Source organism: Verrucosispora sp. WMMA2121 (assembly GCF_027460185.1).
GTDB lineage: Bacteria > Actinomycetota > Actinomycetes > Mycobacteriales > Micromonosporaceae > Micromonospora > Micromonospora palythoicola.
Genome location: NZ_JAPZBH010000006.1, coordinates 4,135,807 through 4,156,391, shown reverse-complemented (window position 1 = coordinate 4,156,391; position 20,585 = coordinate 4,135,807). Strand labels below are relative to the sequence as shown.

At 73.2% G+C, this 20,585-nt stretch carries 19 protein-coding genes; 9 read left to right on the top strand and 10 right to left on the bottom strand.

Going from position 1 to position 20,585, the window contains the following annotated elements; all coding sequences use genetic code 11:
* Positions 1-25: 25 nt before the first annotated feature.
* Positions 26-919 carry an IniB N-terminal domain-containing protein gene (locus tag O7605_RS27655; RefSeq protein ID WP_269741892.1) on the bottom strand — a complete coding sequence of 298 codons (894 nt, stop codon included), beginning with the start codon at positions 917-919 and terminating at the stop codon, positions 26-28.
* 297 nt (positions 920-1,216) lie between these two features.
* Between O7605_RS27655 and O7605_RS27650 the strand changes: the two genes are divergently transcribed.
* The 5 genes from O7605_RS27650 to O7605_RS27630 all read left to right on the top strand — a co-directional run bounded on the left by O7605_RS27650 (position 1,217) and on the right by O7605_RS27630 (position 8,667).
* On the top strand, positions 1,217-2,503 hold the full coding sequence (locus O7605_RS27650; protein ID WP_269741891.1) for an Hsp70 family protein: 1,287 nt from the start codon (positions 1,217-1,219) through the stop codon (positions 2,501-2,503).
* 5 nt (positions 2,504-2,508) lie between these two features.
* Positions 2,509-5,025, top strand: coding sequence for a LuxR family transcriptional regulator (locus tag O7605_RS27645; RefSeq protein WP_269741890.1), 2,517 nt, complete (start codon positions 2,509-2,511; stop codon positions 5,023-5,025).
* A 50-nt stretch (positions 5,026-5,075) separates the two neighbouring features.
* Complete coding sequence (locus O7605_RS27640) at positions 5,076-5,498, top strand: roadblock/LC7 domain-containing protein (protein WP_164448927.1); 423 nt, start codon at positions 5,076-5,078, stop codon at positions 5,496-5,498.
* Positions 5,499-5,630: 132 nt separating this feature from the next.
* The gene (locus O7605_RS27635) at positions 5,631-6,500 is read left to right on the top strand and encodes an AraC family transcriptional regulator (protein ID WP_269741889.1); all 870 of its coding nucleotides are present in this window, start codon (positions 5,631-5,633) and stop codon (positions 6,498-6,500) included.
* 109 nt (positions 6,501-6,609) lie between these two features.
* Positions 6,610-8,667: an alpha-glucuronidase gene (locus O7605_RS27630; RefSeq protein ID WP_269741888.1), complete on the top strand. Its 2,058-nt coding sequence runs from the start codon at positions 6,610-6,612 to the stop codon at positions 8,665-8,667.
* Positions 8,668-8,698: 31 nt separating this feature from the next.
* Here the strand turns inward: O7605_RS27630 and O7605_RS27625 are convergent, their stop codons facing one another.
* Positions 8,699-9,349 (bottom strand): class I SAM-dependent methyltransferase, encoded by a 651-nt coding sequence (locus O7605_RS27625; RefSeq protein WP_269741887.1) that lies wholly within the window; start codon positions 9,347-9,349, stop codon positions 8,699-8,701.
* A 141-nt stretch (positions 9,350-9,490) separates the two neighbouring features.
* On the opposite strand from O7605_RS27625, the gene O7605_RS27620 reads away from it, so the two are divergent.
* Both O7605_RS27620 and O7605_RS27615 read left to right on the top strand, forming a co-directional pair.
* The gene (locus tag O7605_RS27620) at positions 9,491-10,375 is read left to right on the top strand and encodes an AraC family transcriptional regulator (RefSeq protein ID WP_269742768.1); all 885 of its coding nucleotides are present in this window, start codon (positions 9,491-9,493) and stop codon (positions 10,373-10,375) included.
* Between the two features lie 74 nt (positions 10,376-10,449).
* Positions 10,450-11,058, top strand: a complete 609-nt coding sequence (locus O7605_RS27615; protein WP_269741886.1) for a TIGR03086 family metal-binding protein — start codon at positions 10,450-10,452, stop codon at positions 11,056-11,058.
* Between the two features lie 47 nt (positions 11,059-11,105).
* Here the strand turns inward: O7605_RS27615 and O7605_RS27610 are convergent, their stop codons facing one another.
* Positions 11,106-11,978 (bottom strand): SDR family NAD(P)-dependent oxidoreductase, encoded by an 873-nt coding sequence (locus O7605_RS27610; protein WP_269741885.1) that lies wholly within the window; start codon positions 11,976-11,978, stop codon positions 11,106-11,108.
* Positions 11,979-12,080: 102 nt separating this feature from the next.
* On the opposite strand from O7605_RS27610, the gene O7605_RS27605 reads away from it, so the two are divergent.
* Positions 12,081-12,959: a helix-turn-helix domain-containing protein gene (locus tag O7605_RS27605; RefSeq protein ID WP_269741884.1), complete on the top strand. Its 879-nt coding sequence runs from the start codon at positions 12,081-12,083 to the stop codon at positions 12,957-12,959.
* An 11-nt stretch (positions 12,960-12,970) separates the two neighbouring features.
* Here O7605_RS27605 and O7605_RS27600 read toward each other — a convergent pair whose 3' ends face one another.
* From O7605_RS27600 to O7605_RS27580, 5 genes are all read right to left on the bottom strand, one after another.
* Positions 12,971-13,429, bottom strand: a complete 459-nt coding sequence (locus tag O7605_RS27600; RefSeq protein WP_269741883.1) for a GNAT family N-acetyltransferase — start codon at positions 13,427-13,429, stop codon at positions 12,971-12,973.
* An 11-nt stretch (positions 13,430-13,440) separates the two neighbouring features.
* Positions 13,441-13,671: a hypothetical protein gene (locus O7605_RS27595; protein WP_269741882.1), complete on the bottom strand. Its 231-nt coding sequence runs from the start codon at positions 13,669-13,671 to the stop codon at positions 13,441-13,443.
* Positions 13,668-14,210, bottom strand: coding sequence for a carboxymuconolactone decarboxylase family protein (locus tag O7605_RS27590; RefSeq protein ID WP_269741881.1), 543 nt, complete (start codon positions 14,208-14,210; stop codon positions 13,668-13,670). Before O7605_RS27590 ends, O7605_RS27595 begins: the two co-directional genes overlap by 4 nt.
* A 101-nt stretch (positions 14,211-14,311) precedes the next feature.
* Positions 14,312-16,894, bottom strand: a complete 2,583-nt coding sequence (locus tag O7605_RS27585; RefSeq protein WP_269741880.1) for an ATP-binding protein — start codon at positions 16,892-16,894, stop codon at positions 14,312-14,314.
* Between the two features lie 93 nt (positions 16,895-16,987).
* On the bottom strand, positions 16,988-17,749 hold the full coding sequence (locus O7605_RS27580) for an SDR family NAD(P)-dependent oxidoreductase (protein WP_269741879.1): 762 nt from the start codon (positions 17,747-17,749) through the stop codon (positions 16,988-16,990).
* Between the two features lie 81 nt (positions 17,750-17,830).
* On the opposite strand from O7605_RS27580, the gene O7605_RS27575 reads away from it, so the two are divergent.
* Positions 17,831-18,280 (top strand): MarR family winged helix-turn-helix transcriptional regulator, encoded by a 450-nt coding sequence (locus tag O7605_RS27575; protein ID WP_269741878.1) that lies wholly within the window; start codon positions 17,831-17,833, stop codon positions 18,278-18,280.
* A gap of 48 nt (positions 18,281-18,328) precedes the next feature.
* Here O7605_RS27575 and O7605_RS27570 read toward each other — a convergent pair whose 3' ends face one another.
* Together O7605_RS27570 and O7605_RS27565 are read right to left on the bottom strand one after the other, a co-directional pair.
* Positions 18,329-19,012, bottom strand: coding sequence for a DUF624 domain-containing protein (locus tag O7605_RS27570; protein ID WP_269741877.1), 684 nt, complete (start codon positions 19,010-19,012; stop codon positions 18,329-18,331).
* Complete coding sequence (locus tag O7605_RS27565; RefSeq protein ID WP_269741876.1) at positions 19,009-20,529, bottom strand: GH39 family glycosyl hydrolase; 1,521 nt, start codon at positions 20,527-20,529, stop codon at positions 19,009-19,011. Before O7605_RS27565 ends, O7605_RS27570 begins: the two co-directional genes overlap by 4 nt.
* Positions 20,530-20,585: the final 56 nt, after the last annotated feature.

The window sequence follows — 20,585 nt, the reverse complement described above, 5'->3', positions numbered from 1 at the left end:
TGCCGACCCCGCCCGCCGGCGGGTGTCAGAGGAGACCGTCGGTGAGGCCCAGCACCCCGCCGGTCGAGGTGGAGGCCTCGCCGTGGGTTGCCGTGTCCCCGCTCACCGAACCACTGACCCCGCCGTCCAGCAGCCCCGCCTTGCCGCCGGTGACGCCGCCGGTCACTCCGCCCAGCAGGCCGTCGACCTGCCCGGTCACACCGCCCACAGTGGAATTGAGGTCCACCGACGGCACCAGGCCACCGGTGTCGCCGGTCAGGCCCAGCCCGCCGAGGGTGTCGTCGACACCGAGCGAACCGACCAGATCGCCGACCTGACTGGTGGTGCCGGGAAGCAGACCCGACGTGGTGTCCAGCAGCCCGGAACCGGTGCCGTGCACCGCCGACGCAGGGTCACCCACCGTGCCGGTGACGTCACCGAGCGCCGGCTCGGTGACGCGATCGATCGGGGCGACCACGTCCGCGTCGAGGGTGTCGGCCACGTCGTGCACCCCGGACAGGTCCACACCGACCCCGGTGGGGGTCACGCCGACGCCGACACCCGGGAAGACGCTCGCCCCCGCGGTCACCGTCGACGGGTCGACGGCGATGGTGCCGAGCACCCCGGCCTTGACGTCCACCCCGGAGTGGGAGCTGCCGACGCTGATCTGGTGGGCCACGTTCTGCAACTGGCTGATCGCGTCGGTGGCGTCACCCACCAGCGGGTCGAGGCCGAGCTGCCCGGTCACCGGGGCGACCGGGGCCAGCCCTTGCACCGGGGCGTAGTCCACCACCAGCGGCACCACGTCCTGGACGTCGGCGGCGGTGATGTCACCGAGGCCGGCGGCCCGCAGCGCCCCCTCCGGGTCGAGGTCGAACGCCGACCGGGCGTCCGCGTCGGTCAGCAGGTTGAGCACGAAGTCGTGCAGGGTCTGGTCCATGTGGGGGTTCACTCCTCGGCGAAACGTCAACGACCGGTGATCGCCGACGACGCTACGGGCGGTGCCCGGGACCGGGCATCGGGGACGATCCCGCAATCCGACCCGTCCGATTAGGGGCGACGGGACTCTCGTACGTTAGGGGGAGTGGGGGACCGGCGCCCGCCGAAGTTGGGGCTCCTGATGCCGGAGTGATCTCTGGTACGAACGTAGGAGCCCACGGGGTTCCCCGGGGCGGCCCGCATCGGCGGGCCTGTCCGGCCCACCCCCAACGGCCGACGCGGTCAAGGAAGAAAGCAGATGGCCTACGTGCTCGGGATCGACATCGGCAACACCAGCACCGTCGCCGCGGTCGCCCGCCACCGCGACGGGCACTGGGGTCACCCGGAGCCGATCGCCCTGCATCCCGAGCCGGGCCCACTGCCGTCGACGCTGCTGCTGTCCACCGACGGGACCTTCACCCTCGGTGAGGGTGACGAGCCGGAACGTACCGCCCGGGGAGTGTTGAGCCGAGTCGGCGACGAGGTGCCGCTGTTGCTCGCCGGCGAGCGGTACCGACCGGAGACGCTCGTCGCGCTGCTCGCCGCGCACGTGGTCGACCAGGTTCACGGTGCCCGGGGCGCGCCGGCCGAGATGGTCGTGCTGAGCCATCCCGCGTCCTGGGGTCGGTACCGTCGCGATCTGCTGCACCACGCCTTGCGGGACTACGGCCTGGGCGCGGTGACACTGCTGCCCCGCACGGTCACCGTGGCGGAGGGACACGCCGTCCGGGGCTTCGCCGGTGGTGTCGCCGCCGTGTACGCGCTCGGCGGCGACACCTTCGAGACCGCGCTGGTCCGACGCAACGCCCGGGACCGGTACGAGACCGTCGGTGTTCCCGTGACGCTCGCCCGGCTCGGTGGCGTCGACTTCGACGAGGCGTTGGCCGCGCACGTACGGTCCGTGCTCGCCCGGGACCTGGCCGCCGCCGGCCCCGGTGCCCGTGCCGCCCTGCGCCAGCTGCCCGTCGAGTGCGAACGGGCCAAACGGGAGCTGACCGTCGGGTCGCAGACCGACGTGGCGTTGGCACTGCCGGCCGGGCCCGTCCGCGCGCCGGTGACCAGACTGGAGTTCGAGAACCTGATCCGGCCGGCCGTGCAGGCCACAGTGGAACTGCTGGCGCAGGCCGTCCGGGCCGCCGACCTGACACCCGCGCAACTCGACGGCGTGCTGCTGGCCGGCGGTGCCAGCCGCGTGCCGCTGGTCGCCGAACTGCTGGCCACCGCCGGCTTCGCGGTGGAGACCGCGCCCGACCCACAGCACACCGCGGCGGCCGGCGCGGCCGCCGCCGGCACCCGGATCCTGTCCCCACGCCCGCTGCCGGCCGGCCCGCCGCCACCGGCCGGCCCACCCGCGACCGGCGGCACCCCCGCCACCGTCGCAGCCGGCTCCGTCGGTTCGATGGCGCGCACCGCCGGCCCGTTCCCGGCCGACGACCTGACTCCATCCGACGAGCCGCCGCCCCGCCCGCCGATCCGCTACCCGCCCCTGGACCTGCCGAAGCGATCCCGCCGGAAGCTGGTACGCAGCCCGGGGCACGAAGGATGACCGCAATGATGCCGAGCGCCGTGGCGGACAGCCCGCTGGTCCTCGCCGCCGACGCGACCGACCTGCTCGACGCGATCACCGCGGAGCCGGCGGCACCGCTCGCCCTCGGGGTGGCCGGACCGGGCGGCCACGGCCGCACCACCTACCTGCAGGAAGTGGCCACCCGGTACGCCCGGGCCGGCGTCGCCGTGCACACCGAGGTGCCGGCCACCGACGACGCGTACGCCCCCGACACGGCGCTGCTGATCGACGACGCGCACCTGCTCGACGAGGCCCGGTTGCGCACGCTGCGGCGACTGGTGACCGACCGTCGACACCGCATCGCGATCAGCTACCGCCCCTGGCCGCGACCAGCGGCCCTGACCGAGCTGACCGACACGCTGCGCCGCGAGGGACGCCAGCTCCTGCTCACCCCGTTCACCCGGGCCCGCACCGCCACGTACCTCGCCGCCGTGCCCCGCCTCGGCCGCCGCGCCGACCTGGTCGACTTCGTGCACACCCAGACCGGTGGGACGCCCCGGCACGTGGCATGGCTGGCCGACGGGTTGCGCGAGCAGGAGACGGTCGGTGTACCGACCGACCTGCCCCGCCAGGTGGTGCTGCATCTCGGCCCCGACCTGGAACAGCTGCCCGCCGACGTGCGGCGGCTGCTGATCGCGCTGGCCGCCGGCGTTCCGCTGCCCGCGGAGGCGCTGCGCCCGCTGCTGAACCGCGAACCGGCGGAGATCGACGACCTCGTCGCCGAGGCCCGGGCGGCGGGCCTGCTCGGCGCCGACGGCCGACCCACTCCGCTGGTGCGCCGGGCGGTGACCGTGCTGAGCCCGGCCGCCGACCGTACCGCCGTCTGGCACCTGCTCAGCGAACTCGCGCTCAACCGGGGCGCACCCGTGTTGCCGCTGGTGCGTTCGCTGCTGGCGGCCGGTGTCGCCGGCGACTGCCCGGCCGGCACTCTGGAGGCGGCGGCGGAGGAGGCCCTCGGCGGCGAGCCGGCGCTGGCGGCGCGCCTGTACGCCGCGGCCGGTGCCGCCGGTCGACCCACCGCCGCCCGGCAGGCGGTCGCCGCCGCTCTCGCCGGTGACCTCGACCTCGCGTTGCGGCTGGCCGACCGGCTGCTCACCACGGGAGCGCCGGCCGGTCGGGCGGACGCCGCGCTGGTCGCCGCCACCGCCCTGGCCCACCGTGGACAGACCGACCGCAGCGTGGAGTTGTACCGCTGGTCGGGCGGGGGCAGCGCACACGCCTTCGCGACCGTCGGCGCCCTCGCCACCGGCCGACCGGCCGGGCATCCCGAACCAGTCGTGGACGGCCCGCCGACGTTGCCGGCCGGCGCCGCCCGGCTGATGGCCGACGGGGTACGCGAGAGCGTGCACGGCACCCCGTCGGCGGCCCTGTCCACCCTGGTGCAGGCGGCGGCCCTGCTGGAACCGGACGGGCGGGCGGTGCTGCTGCCGGACAGCCCCGCCGCGCTGGCGGCGCTGACCGCCGTGCACTGCGGCGAACTGGACATCGCCGAGCGGGTCCTGGACCGGGCCCTGACCAGCGGTATCGGTGGGCCGCTGCTGACCGGCCGGCACCGGCTGCTGCGTGCCTGGATCCTGATGACGCGGGGGCGGATCGCCGCGGCGAGCGAGCAGTTCGCCGAGGCGACCGCCGGCGTCGCGCTCGGACCCCGCGACCTGCTCTTCGCCGCCGGTCTGACCATGGGTATCGCCCGGCGGGTCAGCGACCTCGGCGCGTTGCAGCGCGAATGGGTGCCCGCGTTGGAGGCGGTGGTCCGCCACCCGGTGGACCTGTTTACCCTGCTGCCGCTGGGTGAGCTGGCCATCGCCGGTGCCCGGCTCGGTGACCTGGGCCGGCTCCAGCCCTACCTGCGCGACGCCCACGAGCTGCTCGGCCGGCTGGCCGACCCGCCCCTGTGGCGTACCCCGCTGCACTGGAGCGGACTGCACGCGGCGATCCTCACCGACGATCCGGCCGCCGCCGACGAGCACGTGACCGCCCTGGTCGCCGCCGCCGGCCACAGCCGGTACGCCGCCGTGGTGGCCGCCGCGGCCGAGTGCTGGCTGGAGGTGCTGCGCGGCACCGTCGACCCGGTCCGGGTCGAGGCCGCCGCCCGGGGCCTGCACGACACCGGCCTGTGCTGGGACGGCGCCCGGCTGGCCGGCCAGGCCGCCATCCGTACCGCGGACCGACGGGCGATGACGACGTTGCTGGACTGCGCCCGGGCGCTACAGGGCCGGTCCGCCGCCGAGGACCGCAAACCGGCGGCGGGTACCGTCTCGCACCGGCTCAGCGACCGGGAGCGGGAGGTGGCCGAACTGGTGGTCGCCGGTCTCACCTACCGGGAGATCGGGGACCGGTTGTTCATCTCGGCCAAGACTGTGGAGCACCACGTGGCCCGGATGCGTTCGCGGCTCGACTGCGCCAACCGCACCGACCTGTTGGCCATGCTTCGAACCATCCTGGCCGAACCGTCGTACACCACGAACGGACAGCCGTGGCCCCGACGGGCCGTGAACTGAGCCACGGGGACCGGTCCGGACCACCGGTTCCGTCAACGAGAGGACCTGCCATGACTTCTGCGGTGGCCACCGCCGACAACCTCGGCCGCGCGCTCGACAACATCGTCGACCGCGTGCCGGGTGCCCAGTTCGCGGTGGTGCTCTCCCCGGACGGGCTGCTGCTGGGCGCCTCCCGGGGCATCGACGACGAACTCGCCGGCCAGCTGTCCAGCATGGTCTGCGGGCTTCAGGCGCTGGGCCTGGCCGCCGCACGGGTCTGTGGTGACGGCGAGCTGCACCAGGTCGTGGTGCAGATGTCGCGGGCGTTCCTGTTCCACGCCACCACCGGCAACGGGGCCGTCCTGGCCGTCGGCATCGACGGCGACGCGGAGGTCGGCGACATGGCGTACGAGGTGGCCATGTTCGTCGCGCAGGCCGGTGACCACCTCCCGGTGTACCTGGAACCGGTGGCCCAGCGCGTCGCGCTGCACTGACCTGCGACGTGAGTCGCCTCGGGTGCCGGTGCGTCGAGCCCCGCCCCCGCTCCCCGCGTGATCGGATCGGGCCAGAACGATCGGGCGCCGCGTGGGGCGGGCGGGCCAGGCTGGATCTCGAAGGGAGATCCCATGATCTCGGCACTCAACCGGCTCGTCGACCTGGTGGAGGAGCACCTCACCGAGGAACTCGACGTCACCGGGGCGGCTCGGACGCTCGGCACGACCGAGTACCATCTGCGCCGGATGTTCTCCTCGCTGGCCGGCATTCCGCTGTCGGAGTACGTGCGCCGGCGGCGGATGACCGTCGCCGCCGCCGACGTCGTCCGCGGTGAGGACGACCTGCTCGGCATCGCGGTGCGGTACGGGTACGGCTCCACGGAGGCGTTCGGACGTGCGTTCCGGGCCGTCCACGGTGTCGGCCCCGGTGAGGTGCGCCGCGACGGAGGCCCCCTTCGTACCCAGCCACAACTCAGGTTCCGCCTGAGCGTCGAAGGGAGCACCCCCATGGACACCCGCATCGTCGACCGCCCCGCGTTCCGGCTCGTCGGACACGCCACCCGGGTTCCGCTCATCCACCACGGCGTCAACCCGCACGTCCAGCGGCACGTCACCGCCCTGCCGGCCGAGGAGCACCAGCGGCTCAAGGAACTCGGTGACACCGAGCCCGCCGGCCTGCTCCAGGTCACCGACGACGTCGCTCCCGACGCCGCCGAGGGCACCGAGCTGACCTACCTGCACGGGGTCGCCGTCACCGGCGACACCACGGTCCCGGACGACCTGGACAGCATCGCCACGCCGGCCGGCACGTGGGCGGTCTTCCGTACCGCCGGAGCGTACCCGCAGACGCTGCAGCAGACCTGGGCCGCGACCGCGGCCGAGTGGTTCCCGTCGAACCCGTGGCGGCTGCGGCCGGGCCCGTCGATCGTCGCGATCCTGGATCGCGCGGCCGACTTCAGCACCGCCACCTGCGAGCTGTGGTTGCCCGTCGAACCGGCCTGACGGGGGTGGGGCGACGGCCCGGTGGGCACGCCCGCGCGGCGTGCCCACCGGTCACCGGAACTTCCGGAAGTATCTTGACGTGTTTGGTGGGAACGTTACGATCTGCGCGATGACCGCCCCCGCCCCGACCGACGTCCACCCCGCCTGGCTGCCGCCCGAGGCGTTTCGCGCGATCGGCTCCCGGCACTGCCTCGTACTCGGCGACGGAGGGCTCGTCGACACGGTCGTCACCGAGGTCGAGCGGGCCTGCGCCGAGCACGGCGGCAGCGTCCGGCGAGGGGCGGAGGGGCCACCGCCGAGCCTGGTGCTCGCCCTGGTCCCGGCCGTCGGCGACGACGGCCCAGCCGCACTGGTCGCCGCCCTGGCCGAGGTCGAGGCGGCCGAGGCGGCGCCGCTCGGCCCGGAAGGCTACGCCCTGGCCCGCCACGGCGAGGTCACGGTGCTGCTCGCCGACCAACCGGCCGGGCTGCTCTACGGGCTGTTCCACCTGATCCGCCTCGGTGAGGCCGCGTTCGGCGCGCCGCACGCGGCCCGGTCGCACCGTCCCGCGATGCGCCGTCGCATGCTCGACCACTGGGACAACGTCGACGTGCACCCGGTGATGGGGCAGGTCGAACGCGGCTACGCCGGTGGGTCGATCTTCTGGCAGGCCGGCCACCCCCGCCGCGACCGGGCCCGGATGCGCGCGTACGCGCGGTTGCTGGCCGCGGGTGGGATCAACGCGGTGGCGGTGAACAACGTGAACGTCCACGCCACCGAGGCGCGGCTGCTCACCGAGCGGCTCGACGACGTCGCCGAGATCGCCGACGAGTTCCGCCCGTACGGCATCCGGGTGCACCTCTCGGTCACCTTCGCCGCGCCCGTCGTCCTCGCCGGCCTGCCCACCGCCGATCCGCTCGACGACGCGGTGCGGGCCTGGTGGGCCGGGACCACGGCGGCGGTGTACGCCCGCATCCCCGACTTCGGTGGCTACGTGGTCAAGGCCGACTCGGAGGGACAACCGGGTCCGTTCAGCTATGGTCGCGACCACGCCGACGGGGCGAACCTGCTCGCCGAGGCGTTGGCCCCGCACGGCGGGGTGGTGCACTGGCGGGCCTTCGTCTACAACCACCGGCAGGACTGGCGGGACCGCTCCACCGACCGGGCCCGGGCCGCGTTCGACCACTTCGCCCCACTCGACGGCCGTTTCCGGGACAACGTCATCGTGCAGGTCAAGCACGGTCCGATGGATTTCCAGACCCGGGAGCCCGTCTCCCCGGTGATCACCGCGATGCCCGGCACCCGGATGGCGGTGGAGTTCCAGGTGACGCAGGAGTACACCGGCCAGCAGCGGCACGTGTGCTACCTGGCACCCTGGTGGAGCGAGGTGCTGCGGTTCGGCTGGGGCGACGACGGACGTACCGTCGCCGGTGTGGCCGCCGACGGTGGCGGCCTGGTCGCCGTGTCGAACGTGGGCGACGACCCGTTCTGGACCGGACATCCGCTGGCCCAGGCCAACCTGTACGCCTTCGGCCGGCTGGCCTGGGATCCGCGACTACGACCGGCGGAGCTGCTCGACGAGTGGATCGAGCTGACCTTCCATCCGGACACCACCGCCGACCCGGACCTGCTCCGCCGCACCCTGCACGAGATCATGGACGACTCGTGGCGCACCTACGAGCGCTACACCGCCCCGTTGGGCGTGGGCTTCATGGTGCGACCGGGGCTGCACTACGGCCCCGACGTCGACGGATACGAGTACACCCCGTGGGGCACGTACCATTTCGCCGATCGCGACGGCGTGGGCGTGGACCGCACCCGGGCCACCGGCACCGGCTTCACCGGCCAGTACCCCCGGCCGTGGTCCCGGGTGTACGAGTCCCCGGACACCTGCCCCGACGAACTGCTGCTCTTCTTCCACCACGTGCCGTACGAGCACGTGCTGCACAGCGGTCGCACCGTCATCCAGCACGTCTACGACACCCACTTCGACGGGGTGGCCGAGGTGGAGGCGGCCCGCCTGCGGTGGACGTCGCTGGTCGGGCTGGTGGACGCGGCGGTGCACGCCCGGGTGACCGAACGACTCGACGAGCAGCTGCGCTGCGCCCGGGAGTGGCGTGACCAGATCAACGCCTACTTCCACCGCAAGTCCGGGATACCCGACGCGCACGGCCGGCCCCTGCACTGAGCCGGCCTGCGGTGAAGCGGTGTCGTCCGCCTCAGGGTGCCTCGGCCCGGTAGCAGGCGAACCGGCCGAACCACGCCTTACCCCCGCCGTTTCCCGCCACGCCCGCCAGGCCGGCGTCGACGAGCGAGGCCAGCACCCGCTCGGGAAGGCTGGCCGCCACCCGGGCGTTGCGGTGCGCCATCCCGCCACCCCGCCCGGACGGGGTGCCGTCGATGTCGAGCACGTGCAGCTCACCGCCGCTGCGCAGCACCCGCCCGGCCTCCCGTAACGCCCGGGCGCGTTCGTCGTCGTCCAAGTGGTGCAGCATGAACGCGGACAGCACCCGGTCGACGCTGTCGTCGGGCAGCGGCAACGCACCGGCGAACGCCTGCTCGTACCGGATCGGCAGCCCGTGCCGGGCGGCCTTGCGGCGGGCCCGGCGCAGCGCGGCCGGGTCCGGGTCGATGCCCAGCGCGTCGATGTCCGGTACGCGACGCCCGAGCGCGGTCAGCAGGTTGCCGGTACCGCAGCCGATCTCCAGAATCCGCTGGCCGGACCGGAGGTTCGCCCGGTCCATCAGCTGCCCGTGGATGCGCCCGATGCCGGCGAGGCGGGAGAACGGATCGTAGAGCGGGAGCAGCCAGTGCCTGCCCATGCCGGGCAGGTACTGCTGCGCGTCGGTGTGGTGGGACGGTCCGGTCATGTGACGCTCCGATATCAGACGAAGTTCGGTCGTACCATCAGCGTCGTGGAGCGTGACACCGTGGACAATGGCGTAACCGTGGATCGGATGCGACAAAGTTCGGTTCCCTGGTCCCTCGCGGTCGGGGCGACCGGGCAGGGTGTGCCGGTCATCGGGTTCGGCCGGGTGGCGGGCCTCGCCCCGGTCGCCGTGGCCCGGGTGGCACCGGGTACGCCGATCGCGCAGCCGGCCGCCGGCGGTACCCACGCCCACGAATTCCTGGTGCTGTTCTACGCGCACCGTGCCGACGGCCAGCTGGTGATCGACGGCCGCAGGTGGACGGTGACCGACGGGGACCTGTTCGTCATCGCACCGGGGCAGGTCGTCTCCTTCCTCGACCCGATCGAGACCACGGCCACCGACGGATGGGCGGTGTGGTTCCCGACCGACGCGGTGCGGCCCGGCACGTCGGGCGCCTACTCGTCGTGGCGGTCGCATCCGTTGCTCCTCCCGTTCGCCCACGGCACCCACCGGGCGCAGCGGCTGCGCATCCCGCCGTCCGACCGGGCCGGCTGGGTCGAGCGCCTCGTCTCGCTCGACACCGAGTTGCGCGCCCGGCGCGACGGTCACCAGGACGCCGCCCTCGCCCACCTGACCCTGTTGCTGGTGGCCGCGGCGCGGCTGCCGACCGCAGTCGCCGACCAACTGCGGTCGGCGGAGGAGCCGCTGCTCGCGGCCGTCTTCGACGTCATCGAGCGGCGTTACCGGGAGCCCATCTCACTCGCCGACGTCGCCGCCGAACTGGCGCTCACCGCCGGGCATCTCACCACGGTGGTACGCCGCAGGACCGGCCGGACCGTTCAGCAGTGGCTCGCGCAGCGTCGCATGCAGCAGGCCCGCCTGCTGCTCACCGACACCGACCTGACCGTGGCGACCATCAGCCGCCGCGCCGGCTACCCCGACGTCAGCTACTTCATCAAACGCTTCCGCGCCGAACACGGGGTGACCCCGTCCCAGTGGCGCCACGCCACCCCCGGCACCTCCTGATCGGCCGTCCGCACGCGCTGTTCTGTCGGTCCCGGCGCGTAGCGTGCGGCGGAGTTCGCGACGAAGGAGCAGAGATGATCGACAGTCACGGCAGCCCGGATCTCGCGCCCGCAGCCCGCGCGTTGCAGGCGCTGCTGCCCGGGGTCACCGACGACCAGCTTTCCGGTCCCACTCCGTGTGCCGGCTGGACGGTCGGTGACCTGCTCGACCACCTCGTAGGACTGACGCTCGCGTTCCGGACGGCTGCCGAGAAGGGACCGGATCCCGCACCGGACGGTCCGGGTGAGCCCTCAGCCGACAAGCTCGATCCGCAGTGGCGCAGGGCACTGCCGGGGCGGCTCGACGAGTTGGTCGCCGCCTGGCGCGAGCCCGCCGCCTGGACGGGCGAGACCGCCGTTGGCGGGGTGCGGCTGCCGGCCGAGATCATGGGCGTCGTCGCGCTCGACGAGCTGGTCGTGCACGGATGGGATCTCGCCCGCGCGACCGGGCAGCCGTACGACATCGACGACCAGACCCTGGAAACGGTTTACCGGCTCGTCTCCCAGCAGGCCAGCAGCGACGGCACGCCCGGCCTGTTCGGCCCGTCGATCGCCCGGCCCGACGACGCTCCGCTGCTCGACCGCGTCCTCGGGCTCACCGGTCGTGACCGTGGGTGGACGCCCCCGGTGACCGGAGCCCGGTAGCACGGCGGGATCGTCGTGGTGCCTGGGCGCGTGTCGTCGCAGGGCTGTCAGGTCGCGGTGAGAGCCTGGGCGGCTTCGAAGAGTTCACCCTCCCGCTGTGGATCGTAGGATGCGTCCGAGGAGCGCTCGGCCCGCCCGAGGTTCACATAGGACCCGCTCGGCGCCACGGCCGGACCGGTCGCCACCCGTGCCAGGTGACGGCCGGCGGTGCGGGGGCTCACCGACAACGGGGTGAGGGTGAGCAGCGGCAGCACCCGGGCCGCCGCGAACCGCACGATCGGACCCGCGTCGCGGGTCAGTCCGGTGCCCGGAACGAAGCCCGGGTTCCAGCTGTACACCTCGGTGTTGTCCAGTCGCCGCGCCCACTCGTGCACGAGATGGATGACGGCGAGCTTGCTCGTCGAGTAGGCGGTCCGCCCGGCTACCGAGGTGTGCGGCCCATCCGGACGGGCCAGCTCCGCCGGGGGCCGCCACACCGGCGCGGGCGCGAGCCCCAGGTTGTGCCGGAAGTCCCCGAAGTGGGTGTCCGAGGCCGTGATCACCGCTCGTCGTAGCTGGTCGCCGAGCAGTCGCAGCAGCAGGTGGTTGGCGAGCACGTTGACGGCGAACGTCACCTCGTACCCGTCGGCGCTGCACCGGGCCCCGCTGGTCACCTGTAGTCCCGCGTTGCCGACGAACGACGTAACCCGGGCCCGCCGCATCACGTGGTCCGCCGCGGCGCGTACCGAGCCCAGGGAAGCCAGGTCGGTGCGTACGCCGTACACCTGTTGGTTTCCGCTCTTGTCGCGCAGGGCCTCGGCCAGTCCGCCGGTGCGATCGGTCACGAACATCCGCAGCCGTGGGTTCGCGGCGAGCATCGCAACCGCCGCGTGCCACCCGATTCCCCGGCTCGCGCCGGTCATCAGCATCGTCTCGGTCATGCCTCGACCGTGGCCGCGGCGGCGGCGGGTAGCCAGCACCCGGTACGACGGTAGGACCAGCAGTACCAGGCCGAGCCTCGGGCCGGTCGGGATACTGGTGAGGTGACCAGTGCGTTCGGTGCCGCCGTACGGGCCTGGCGGGACCGGCTTTCCGCCGCTGACACCGGCCTGCCCACCACGGCCCGCCGTCGGGCGGCCGGTCTGCGTCGCGAGGAGTTGGCGTCCCTCGCCGGCCTGTCGGTCGACTACGTGGTCCGCCTGGAGCAGGGCCGTGCCCGCAACCCGTCCGCGCACGTCGTCGCGGCTCTGGCCCGCGCCCTGCAACTCGACAATGCCGAACGGGACCACCTGTACCGCACCGCGGGTCTGCTGCCACCCGCCGCGGGCGACGTGAGCACCCACATCCCGCCCGGCGTGGCCCGCATCGTCGCCCGCCTGGGCGACGTCCCGCTGGCCGTGTTCTCGGCCGACTGGACGCTGCTCACCTGGACCCCGCTGTGGGCGTCCCTGTTCGGCGACCCGGCCGTCGTGGCCCCGGAGGAGCGCAACCTCCTGCGTGTCCTGTTCCTGCCGGGCGCGTCACCCGCCTGGCGGCGTGTCGCCCCCGACGGTGTCTCCCCGGCCCTGCCGGCCGCCCTCGTCGCCGACCTGCGCACCACAGCGGCCGCTCATCCGCATGACCGCCGGCTGGCGGCACTCGTCGCCGCGCTGCACTCCGCCAGTCGGGACTTCGCCGCCCTCTGGGACTCCGGAGCGGTCGCCGCGCACGAGAGCGAACGCAAGACGGTCGCGCATCCGGCTGTCGGCCCGGTGACCCTGGACTGCGACGTGCTGACCGCGCACGGCTCCGACCTGCGCGTCGTGGTGTACACGGCACCCGCCGGCTCCCCGGACGCCGACAAGTTGGACCTGCTGCGCGTCACGGGAGCAACCGCGATCAACGACCAGGGGACGGCACTCCGCCGCCGGACAGTCGGATAGTCACCGCTTCCTCACCGGCCGCACCGGTCCGGGCGCTGCCAGGGCCAGTCGGTGGCGATCCAGTCCGCGACGGCGTCGGCGAGCGGCACGTCCAGGTCTGCCCGGTCGGCCCGTACCCAGGACTGGACGGTCACGTCGTACTCCGCCGAGGCTGACGAGTAGAGGTAGACACAGCCGATGACGTCGCCGTCGCCCGGGTCGAGGACGGTGAAGGTGAACCCGGTGCCGTTGACGAAGTCGTCGGCATGACGGCGCAGGTCGGCAAGGTTCTTCTCCAGCGACATGCCGCTCGGTGGCGGCCAGTTGCCGTCCGGGTAACCAGGCGTGGCGCGGATGTGCTCGATGCTCGACGTCCACGCGGCGTGATCCGCCACGTTGTGCTGCGGACCCAGCGGTTCGAGGCGGAACCGGTCGGTGACCAGCGACGTCGGCGGGGTGAAGCCGGCAGGTACGAAAGCGTCCGAGGTCATGGGTCGGGACGCTACTGCTGTTGCCGGTCCGCCCGCACCCGACTTTGGCCGAGCGCGAGGCGAGCGGCCTCCTTGGTCAGGAACATGAGGGTGGGTCGACCGGACTCCGCTGCGCCGACGGCCACGAGGAAGGCGACGGTCACCCACTCGGGATCCTCCAGGCCGGTGGTGAGACTGACTACTGCCTTGTTCGCCATGGCGTCCTTCCTGCTGTCGTGCGGATGCTGTCGTTCAGGACTCACGGTCGGGCTGCTACGACGGCGGCAATGGATGCCAGCTCGGGATCGGGCACGGTGCCGGCCGCAGCCAAGGCTCCGGCGAAGAAGCGGCGCACGCAGACAGCCAGGATGACCTGGAAGATGTCCGACTCGGACAGCCCATGCCCGCGCAGCGACTCGATCTCCTCGGCCGATGCCGACGCCGGGTCCGTGGCGATCCGGGCCGCGAAGTCCATGACCGCGACCTCGGTGTCGTCCAGCCCGGCAGCGTGGTGGTCAGTGAGCACGGCGCGCAGCTGAGAGTCGCCGAGGTGCCGGTCACGCAGCACCGCCGCGTGTGCGAGCACGCAGTAGCGGGCCCTCATTGCGCTGGCCGCGGCGACGGTGACCAACTCGTAGCGGCGCTCGTCCATCCCGCCGCGCACCGCCGCGCCCAGCCCGATCCACGCCCGGTAGGCCTGCGGCGCCAGCGCGAAGACCCGCGCGTACGCCGGGACATAGCCGTGCCGGTCGGCCTCGGCCGCGTAGAGTGCCGACTCGGTGGGTGTTCGTAGGTGCGTCATGTGCCGGACGCTAGGGTCCGAAGGCCGGCGCGTCCTGGGGGATTACCCCTAACTTGGCGTACGCCGCAGCCGGCCGCCGAGCAGCTCACCGGGTCGTACGCTCAGCCGATGAGGTGGCGTCGACGTGCTGCGGCGACCGCCTGACCGCGCGTGGTCGCGCCGAGTTTGTCGAGCACGGCTGCCACATGGTGCTCGATGGTCTTCGGTGCCAGGGTCAGCCGGCTGGCGATCTCGGCGTTGGTGAAGCCCTCCGCGAGCAGCCCGAGCACCTGGGCCTGACGTGGCGTCAGCCCTGCGGCGTTGGCGGCGCTCGCCGGCCGTGGACCGCGCGGCACCCCCGGCACACCGCGCCCGCGCAGCGCGGCCCGCAGACTCTGGGCCGCTCGTACGGCGTTCAGGCGGTCCAACTCGCGCAGCGCGGCCACGGCCGCCGCGCGGTCCCCGAACGCGAGCGCCTGGACCGCGCGGTACGCGTCGCCGCGCGCCCGCCACAGGGCGGCGGCCCCGGCCCAGTCGCCGCTCATCAACAGCCGGTACGGCCGATCGGCGGGCGTGGACGCGGCGACGGGTGGTGCCGGCTCGTCGGTGGCTCGCCACAGCCAGAACGCGAGCTCGTCGGCGAACCAGGGGTGCCCCCGGTCGACCGCGAGCCGCAGTGCCGGACGCAACTGCCGAGCAGCCGCTTCGGCCTCGCCGTTGAGCAGGTGAAACTCGGCCCACGCGGCGCAGACCGGCGCCATCCGCTGAAGCTCGCCGGTGGCTGACGCGGCGTCGACGGCCCGGGTCAGGGTCGCAGCCGCGTCGCCGCCTCGCGCCGCGTCGACCCGTCCCTTCGCGACCAGTGCGGGAACGATCGCCACGCTGGCCACGCTCGCCCGGTCCAGCGACTCGGCCGCGTCGGACAGCGCGCCGTCCCAGTCGCCCCGCCCGACCCGCAGCACCGCCCGGACACCGAGCAGGTACTGCACGTAGCCACCCAGCTCGTGCGTGTCCGCGTACCGCAGCGCCTCCTCCGCCACCGCGTGGGCGGTCGCGTAGTCGCCGACCTGCTCGTGGCAGGTGGTCAGGTTCACCAGTGCGCGGGCCGCGTCATCGACGTGTCCGGCGCGCGCCGCGGTGGTGTGCGCTGCCCGCAGCGTGGCCTGGCCCTCAGTAGGGTCGGCGAACATTCGCGCCGTCCCGATGTTGATCGAGGCGTGCACGGACGTCGCCGGGTCGTCGAGCTGGTCAGCGAGCCGCCGTGCCCGCTCGCCCCACTCGACCGCCTCCGCCATCCGGTGCGACAGCATGTGTAGTTGCGCCAGGTTGCTGTATGCCATCCCGAGCGCCCGGCTCGGGCCGAGCGGTGCGAGCACCCGTACGGCCCGGTCGGCGGCGTCGCGGGCCTGCTCCGCCTGCGCGCTCCACCACGCCAGCCGGGACAACCGGCGCAGGCTTTCGCCGAGCGCGAACGGGTCCCCGAGTCTCTCCCGCTCGGCGACTGCGGCGGTGACCGGTTCCAGTCCCTCGGACGCCATTCCGGCCAGGTATGCCTGCTCGGCGTACGACTCGAGCAGGTTGATCCGGTCACCTTCCGGCAGCATCGCCGCGTGCGGCCGGACCGCCCGGAAGTGGGCTACCGCCTCCCGGTGGGCGCCCTGCGCGGCGGCGCCGGCGGCGGCCCGCGGACCGAAACGGACGAGCTCGGCATGGTCGCCGCCGAGCCGGGCGTGGTGTACCAGTCGGGCCGGGTCGGTCCCCTCGATCCGGGCGAGCCGGGTCAGCGCGAGGCGGTGCAGAGCCGCCCGTCGCGGCGGGGTGAGCGACTCCTCGACAGCCCGGCGCAGCAACTCGTGCCGGTAGGCCATCATGTCGCCCCGGGCCACCAGGACGCCGCCCGCGACACATTCGTCGACGGCGTCCTCCGCGCCGGCCAGTACGGCGGCCTCGGCGCTAGTCGGGATCACCGACACCAGATGCGCCACCTCGCGGGCGGCGGCCGACAGCCGACGCAGCCGTGCCCGCGTCAGGTCGCCGACGGTGGCCGGGAGTGCGCGATCTGCGGCCAGCAGCTCGGTGACCAGCAGCGGGTTGCCGCCCGTGAGCTGGAAGATCTCGGCACCCGACCGACCGTGGTCGGCAGCCAGCCCGGCGACGCAGGCCGCGGAGAGCGGTGTCACCGGGACGGGCGTCACCGCCGATCTGGGCACCGATGCGAGCGCGGCCCGCAACGCGTGCTCCGTCCCCACCTCGTCCTCGCGGTAGGTCACCAGCAGCAACGCCGGCAGTCGCTCGATCCGCCGGCCCAGGAACACCAGCAGGTCCAGCGTCGCCTCGTCGGCCCAGTGCGCGTCCTCGACCACCATGACCCTGGGTGGCCGCTGACGTGGCCCGGACAGCTCGGCGACAAGCGCTGAGAACAGCTCCGCCTGCCCGGCACCGGCGGCGACCGCCTCGGCCAGCGCACCACCGGTCTGCCGGGCGATGTCGTGCAGCGGCCCCAGCGCGCGCGGGGTGACCAGCGGGTCGCAGGCCCCCCAGAGCACGACAGCCCGGCCGCCGCACGCCGCGGCGAACGCCTTGACCACCGACGACTTGCCGATCCCGGCTTCGCCCGCGATCAGCCCCACCCGACCGCCGTCGGCCGCCCCACGCAGCAGCGTGTCCAGGAGCCGGAGTGCGGTCGACCGCTCGTACAGCTGCATCGCCGGTGATTATCCACCCACCCGCCGCTCGTGGCGGACCGTGCGGGCGTGGAGCGCACTCGCGTCCTTCGGACACCGGTGCCCGTGTCGGCGTCACTCGCGGACGAGTTCCCGACCACCGGCCAGCGACAACGTCTGCCCGTTGACGTGACCGTTCGCCGCCGAGACCAGGTAGGTGACGGCGGTGGCGACGTCCTCGGGAGTGCAGATGCGACCGGTGGGGGTCTTCGCCGATTCGGCCGCGACCGCGTCCGGTCCCAGGAACGGGGCGGTCAGTGCCTTGTCGGTGAGGGTGAAGCCGGGACGCACGATGTTCGTCAGGATGCCGTGGCGGGCTTCCCGGACGGCGAGCACCCGGGCGGCGGTCTCGAGCGCGCCCTTCGCCGTGGCGTAGGCGAGTGGCCCCGCCATGGGTTGCGCGACGATGTCGGTCGACACGACGACGATGCGTCCCCAGCCGGCGGTACGCATGGCTGGCAGAGCCGCATCGATCAGTGCCACCGGACCCACGGTGTTGGCGGACAGCGACGTGATGAGACCACCGATCTCGTCGGCGTCGAAGGAGGGCCACCGCACGGCGTTGGCAACCAGCACGGTGATCGGCCCGAGCCGTTCGGCGACGTCCTCGATGACCCCCGGCATGCTGGTGGGGCTGCCGTGATCCAGGTGGACGGCGCAGGCCCGACCGCCGGCTCTCGTGACGGCATCGACCACGTCCTGGGCACCGTCCTGGTTGGTGTACCAGGACACGGCGACGGAGGCGCCCTCGGCCGCCAGGTGCAGGGCGATGGCGCGGCCGATGTCCCCGGAGGCCCCGATGACGAGGGCGACCCTGTTCGACAGACCGGTTTCCATGACCATCTTCTCCATAGTCGGCTATATGTTAGCCGACTATGGATCGGTTGGTGCCGACTCGTCAACTCGTACACTGCCCGGGTGGAACTGACGGATGTCCTGGCCACCAACAAAGCCCTGGTCAAGGTGGCCAAGCTGTACCGCAGCGCGCAGGCCGACGCGCTCAGCGCGCTCGCCCTGCACCCGGGGCAGGACGTCCTGCTGTGGATACTCGGCCAGGAACCCGACGGCATGACGGTTTCCGAGATCGCTGCCCGGCTCGGCGTGGAGCAACCCACGGTGACCCGCAGTCTGAGTCGCCTCGATCAGGGCGGATGGTTCGTCAGGGAACCGGTACCGGGCGATCGGCGGGCCACCCGGATCCGGTTGACCTCCAAGGGCCGCGCCGTCATCCCGAAGATCGAGGCGGCCTGGCGCACGCTCGCCGAGACCGCAACCGCCGGCATGGCGACCGATCAACGAGCCACGTTCGTCGAACTGCTCGAGAAGGTACGCGCAAACCTCCGTACCCTCACCACAGAGACCGAGTGAGCGGGTCGGCGGTGGCACCGACGGGCACCTCGGGCGGGACGGGCGGGCTCATTCGACGAACTCCTCGGCGATGATGTCGGTCATCGGTGCGCCACCACGAACCAGCGCGAGCGCCAGCACCGAGCCGAGGGCGGCGAGCGCCGCCTCCGAGGCGACGATGGTGAGCGCCGTCGCCGCCACCAGCAGCAGTACGGTGCCGGCGGCGACCATCGGGGTGCGCAGCACGAAGTACCCGGCCAGCCGGAACACGTCACGCAGCCGGAACGTGAACAGTGACGTGATCACCAGCGCGTTGACCCCGACCACCGACACCCCGGCACCGACCAGCACCAGCGGCACCGCCCACCACCCGGGCACCCCCGCCGCCGACAGGTTGACCAGGTTGACCGCGATGACGGTCAGCCACACCAGCGTCGGCACCCAGACCAGCAGCGAACCGGTCAGGTTGGCCCGGTACCCGCGCCAGAACAGCCGCCACGGATGCAGCTCGGTCAGGTCGAGACGCTGCCGGTGCAGGGCGTACAGCGCGGCGGAGAAGGCCGGGCCGAGCGGTACCGCGCAGAGCGCGACCAGCGGCAGGTTGCTCACGTGCCGCTCCAGCGCGAACAGCGCCACCAGGCCGGGCGCCGCGCAGACCAGCAGCAGCAACTCGACCACCAGCAGGGTGTAGATCAGCGCCGCCCCTCGGGACAGCGGGCCGGCACCGAACTCACGACGGGTGGCGGTGCTCACGACGGCTCACCGCCCAACAGCCGCCGCTCGTCCCACCAGGGCGGAGTCTCGTCGGTCACCGGGCTCACCTCGGCCAGGGTCACCTCGTGCCGGGCCAGGTGCAGGTCCAACTCGACGCGGCCGGCCAGCACCGGCAGCGAGCCGTGTCGCCGGGCCGGCTCGGCGGCCTGCCGCAGGACGTCCAGTTGGCGGGCGGTGGGGGAGGGCGGTCGGCCCAGTTCGCACCAGGCCCGCCAGGCGTTGCCGGACTCCTCGCTGACCGAGGAGCGCAGCAGGAACGCGGTGCGGGCGGCCGGGTCGGTGACCGGTAGCGACAGGCGTACGGCGTGGCCGTTCACCGGTTCACCGCCGGTGACGTCGACCGGTGCCCAGGCCAGCACCGCGATGCGGCCGGTGTCGTCCCGGGTGACCAGGTGGTCCGCGCCACGGGCCAGGACCTGCGTGCCCAGCCGGTTCATGAAGGCGTACAGGTGGTATGTGGGCTTGCGGATCTGCCGGTGGGTGAGCAGGCCGAAGCCGCCGTGGAACAGCGTGGTCGGGACACCCACCTCCTCGAACACGTCGCTGAAGGTCCAGTAGGCGAAGGAGTCGACCAGGTCACCGCCGCCGGCCAGCACCGGGGCGAGGTAGGCGGCGTGGAAGGCGGTGTCGTGGACGGGGTTGTCCGGCCGGTACGAGCTGTTGAACTCGGTGACGTGCACCGGCAGGTCGGCCAGCGCGGTGCCGGCGAGCAACCGGCGCGGGCTGGCGAACTGCTCCAGCAGCCGCTGCGCCGGAGCGAGGGTCTGGTGTACGCCGAACGGCACGTGCTGGGCCGGGCCGGAGCTGTAGGCGTGCCGGCTGACGAAGTCGATCGGGACCGAACGGTCGGTGACGAACTCGGCAAACCGGGGCAACCATCCGTCGTCGGCGCCGGGGGAGAGCGCCGGGCCGCCGACCTGGAGGTCGGCGTCGACGTCCTTCACCGCGTGCGCGGTCACCTCGTAGAGCCGGTGGTAGGCGTCGGCGTCGGCGTCCTGCCAGAACTCCTTGAGGTCGGGCTCGTTCCACACCTCGATCGGCCAGCCGCGTACCTCGTCCAGGCCGTACCGGTCCACGAGATGACCGACGGTTGCCCGGACCAGGTCGGCCCACTCGGTGTGCGACCGGGGCGGGGTGACGTTGCCGCGCCACCAGAAGACCGTCTGCTCGCCGCTGGCCAGCCCGGAGGGCATGAAACCCAGCTCCACGAACGGCCTGACGCCCAGTTCGAGGTAGGCGTCGACGATCTGGTCGAGGTAGCCGAAGGCGTGCCGGACCTGGCGTCGGCCGCGGTGCTCGTACGGTCGGTGCACCCCGACGCCGTCGCTGAGCAGGCCGTGCCCGCGGATGTACCGGAAGCCGATCTCGCGTTGGACCAGCGCCAACGAGTCCTGGTAGTCGCGGCGCAGGGCCAGGTCGAGCCGGCCGGTGCCGACGGCCAGGCGCCACGCGTCGCTCAGCCGGCCGACGGGTTGCTCCGCAACGGTGATCCGCATCGTCGTCCCTGTGCTCGGGGTGGAGGGTGCCCGGTCCGGTCGCGCCGACACGACCG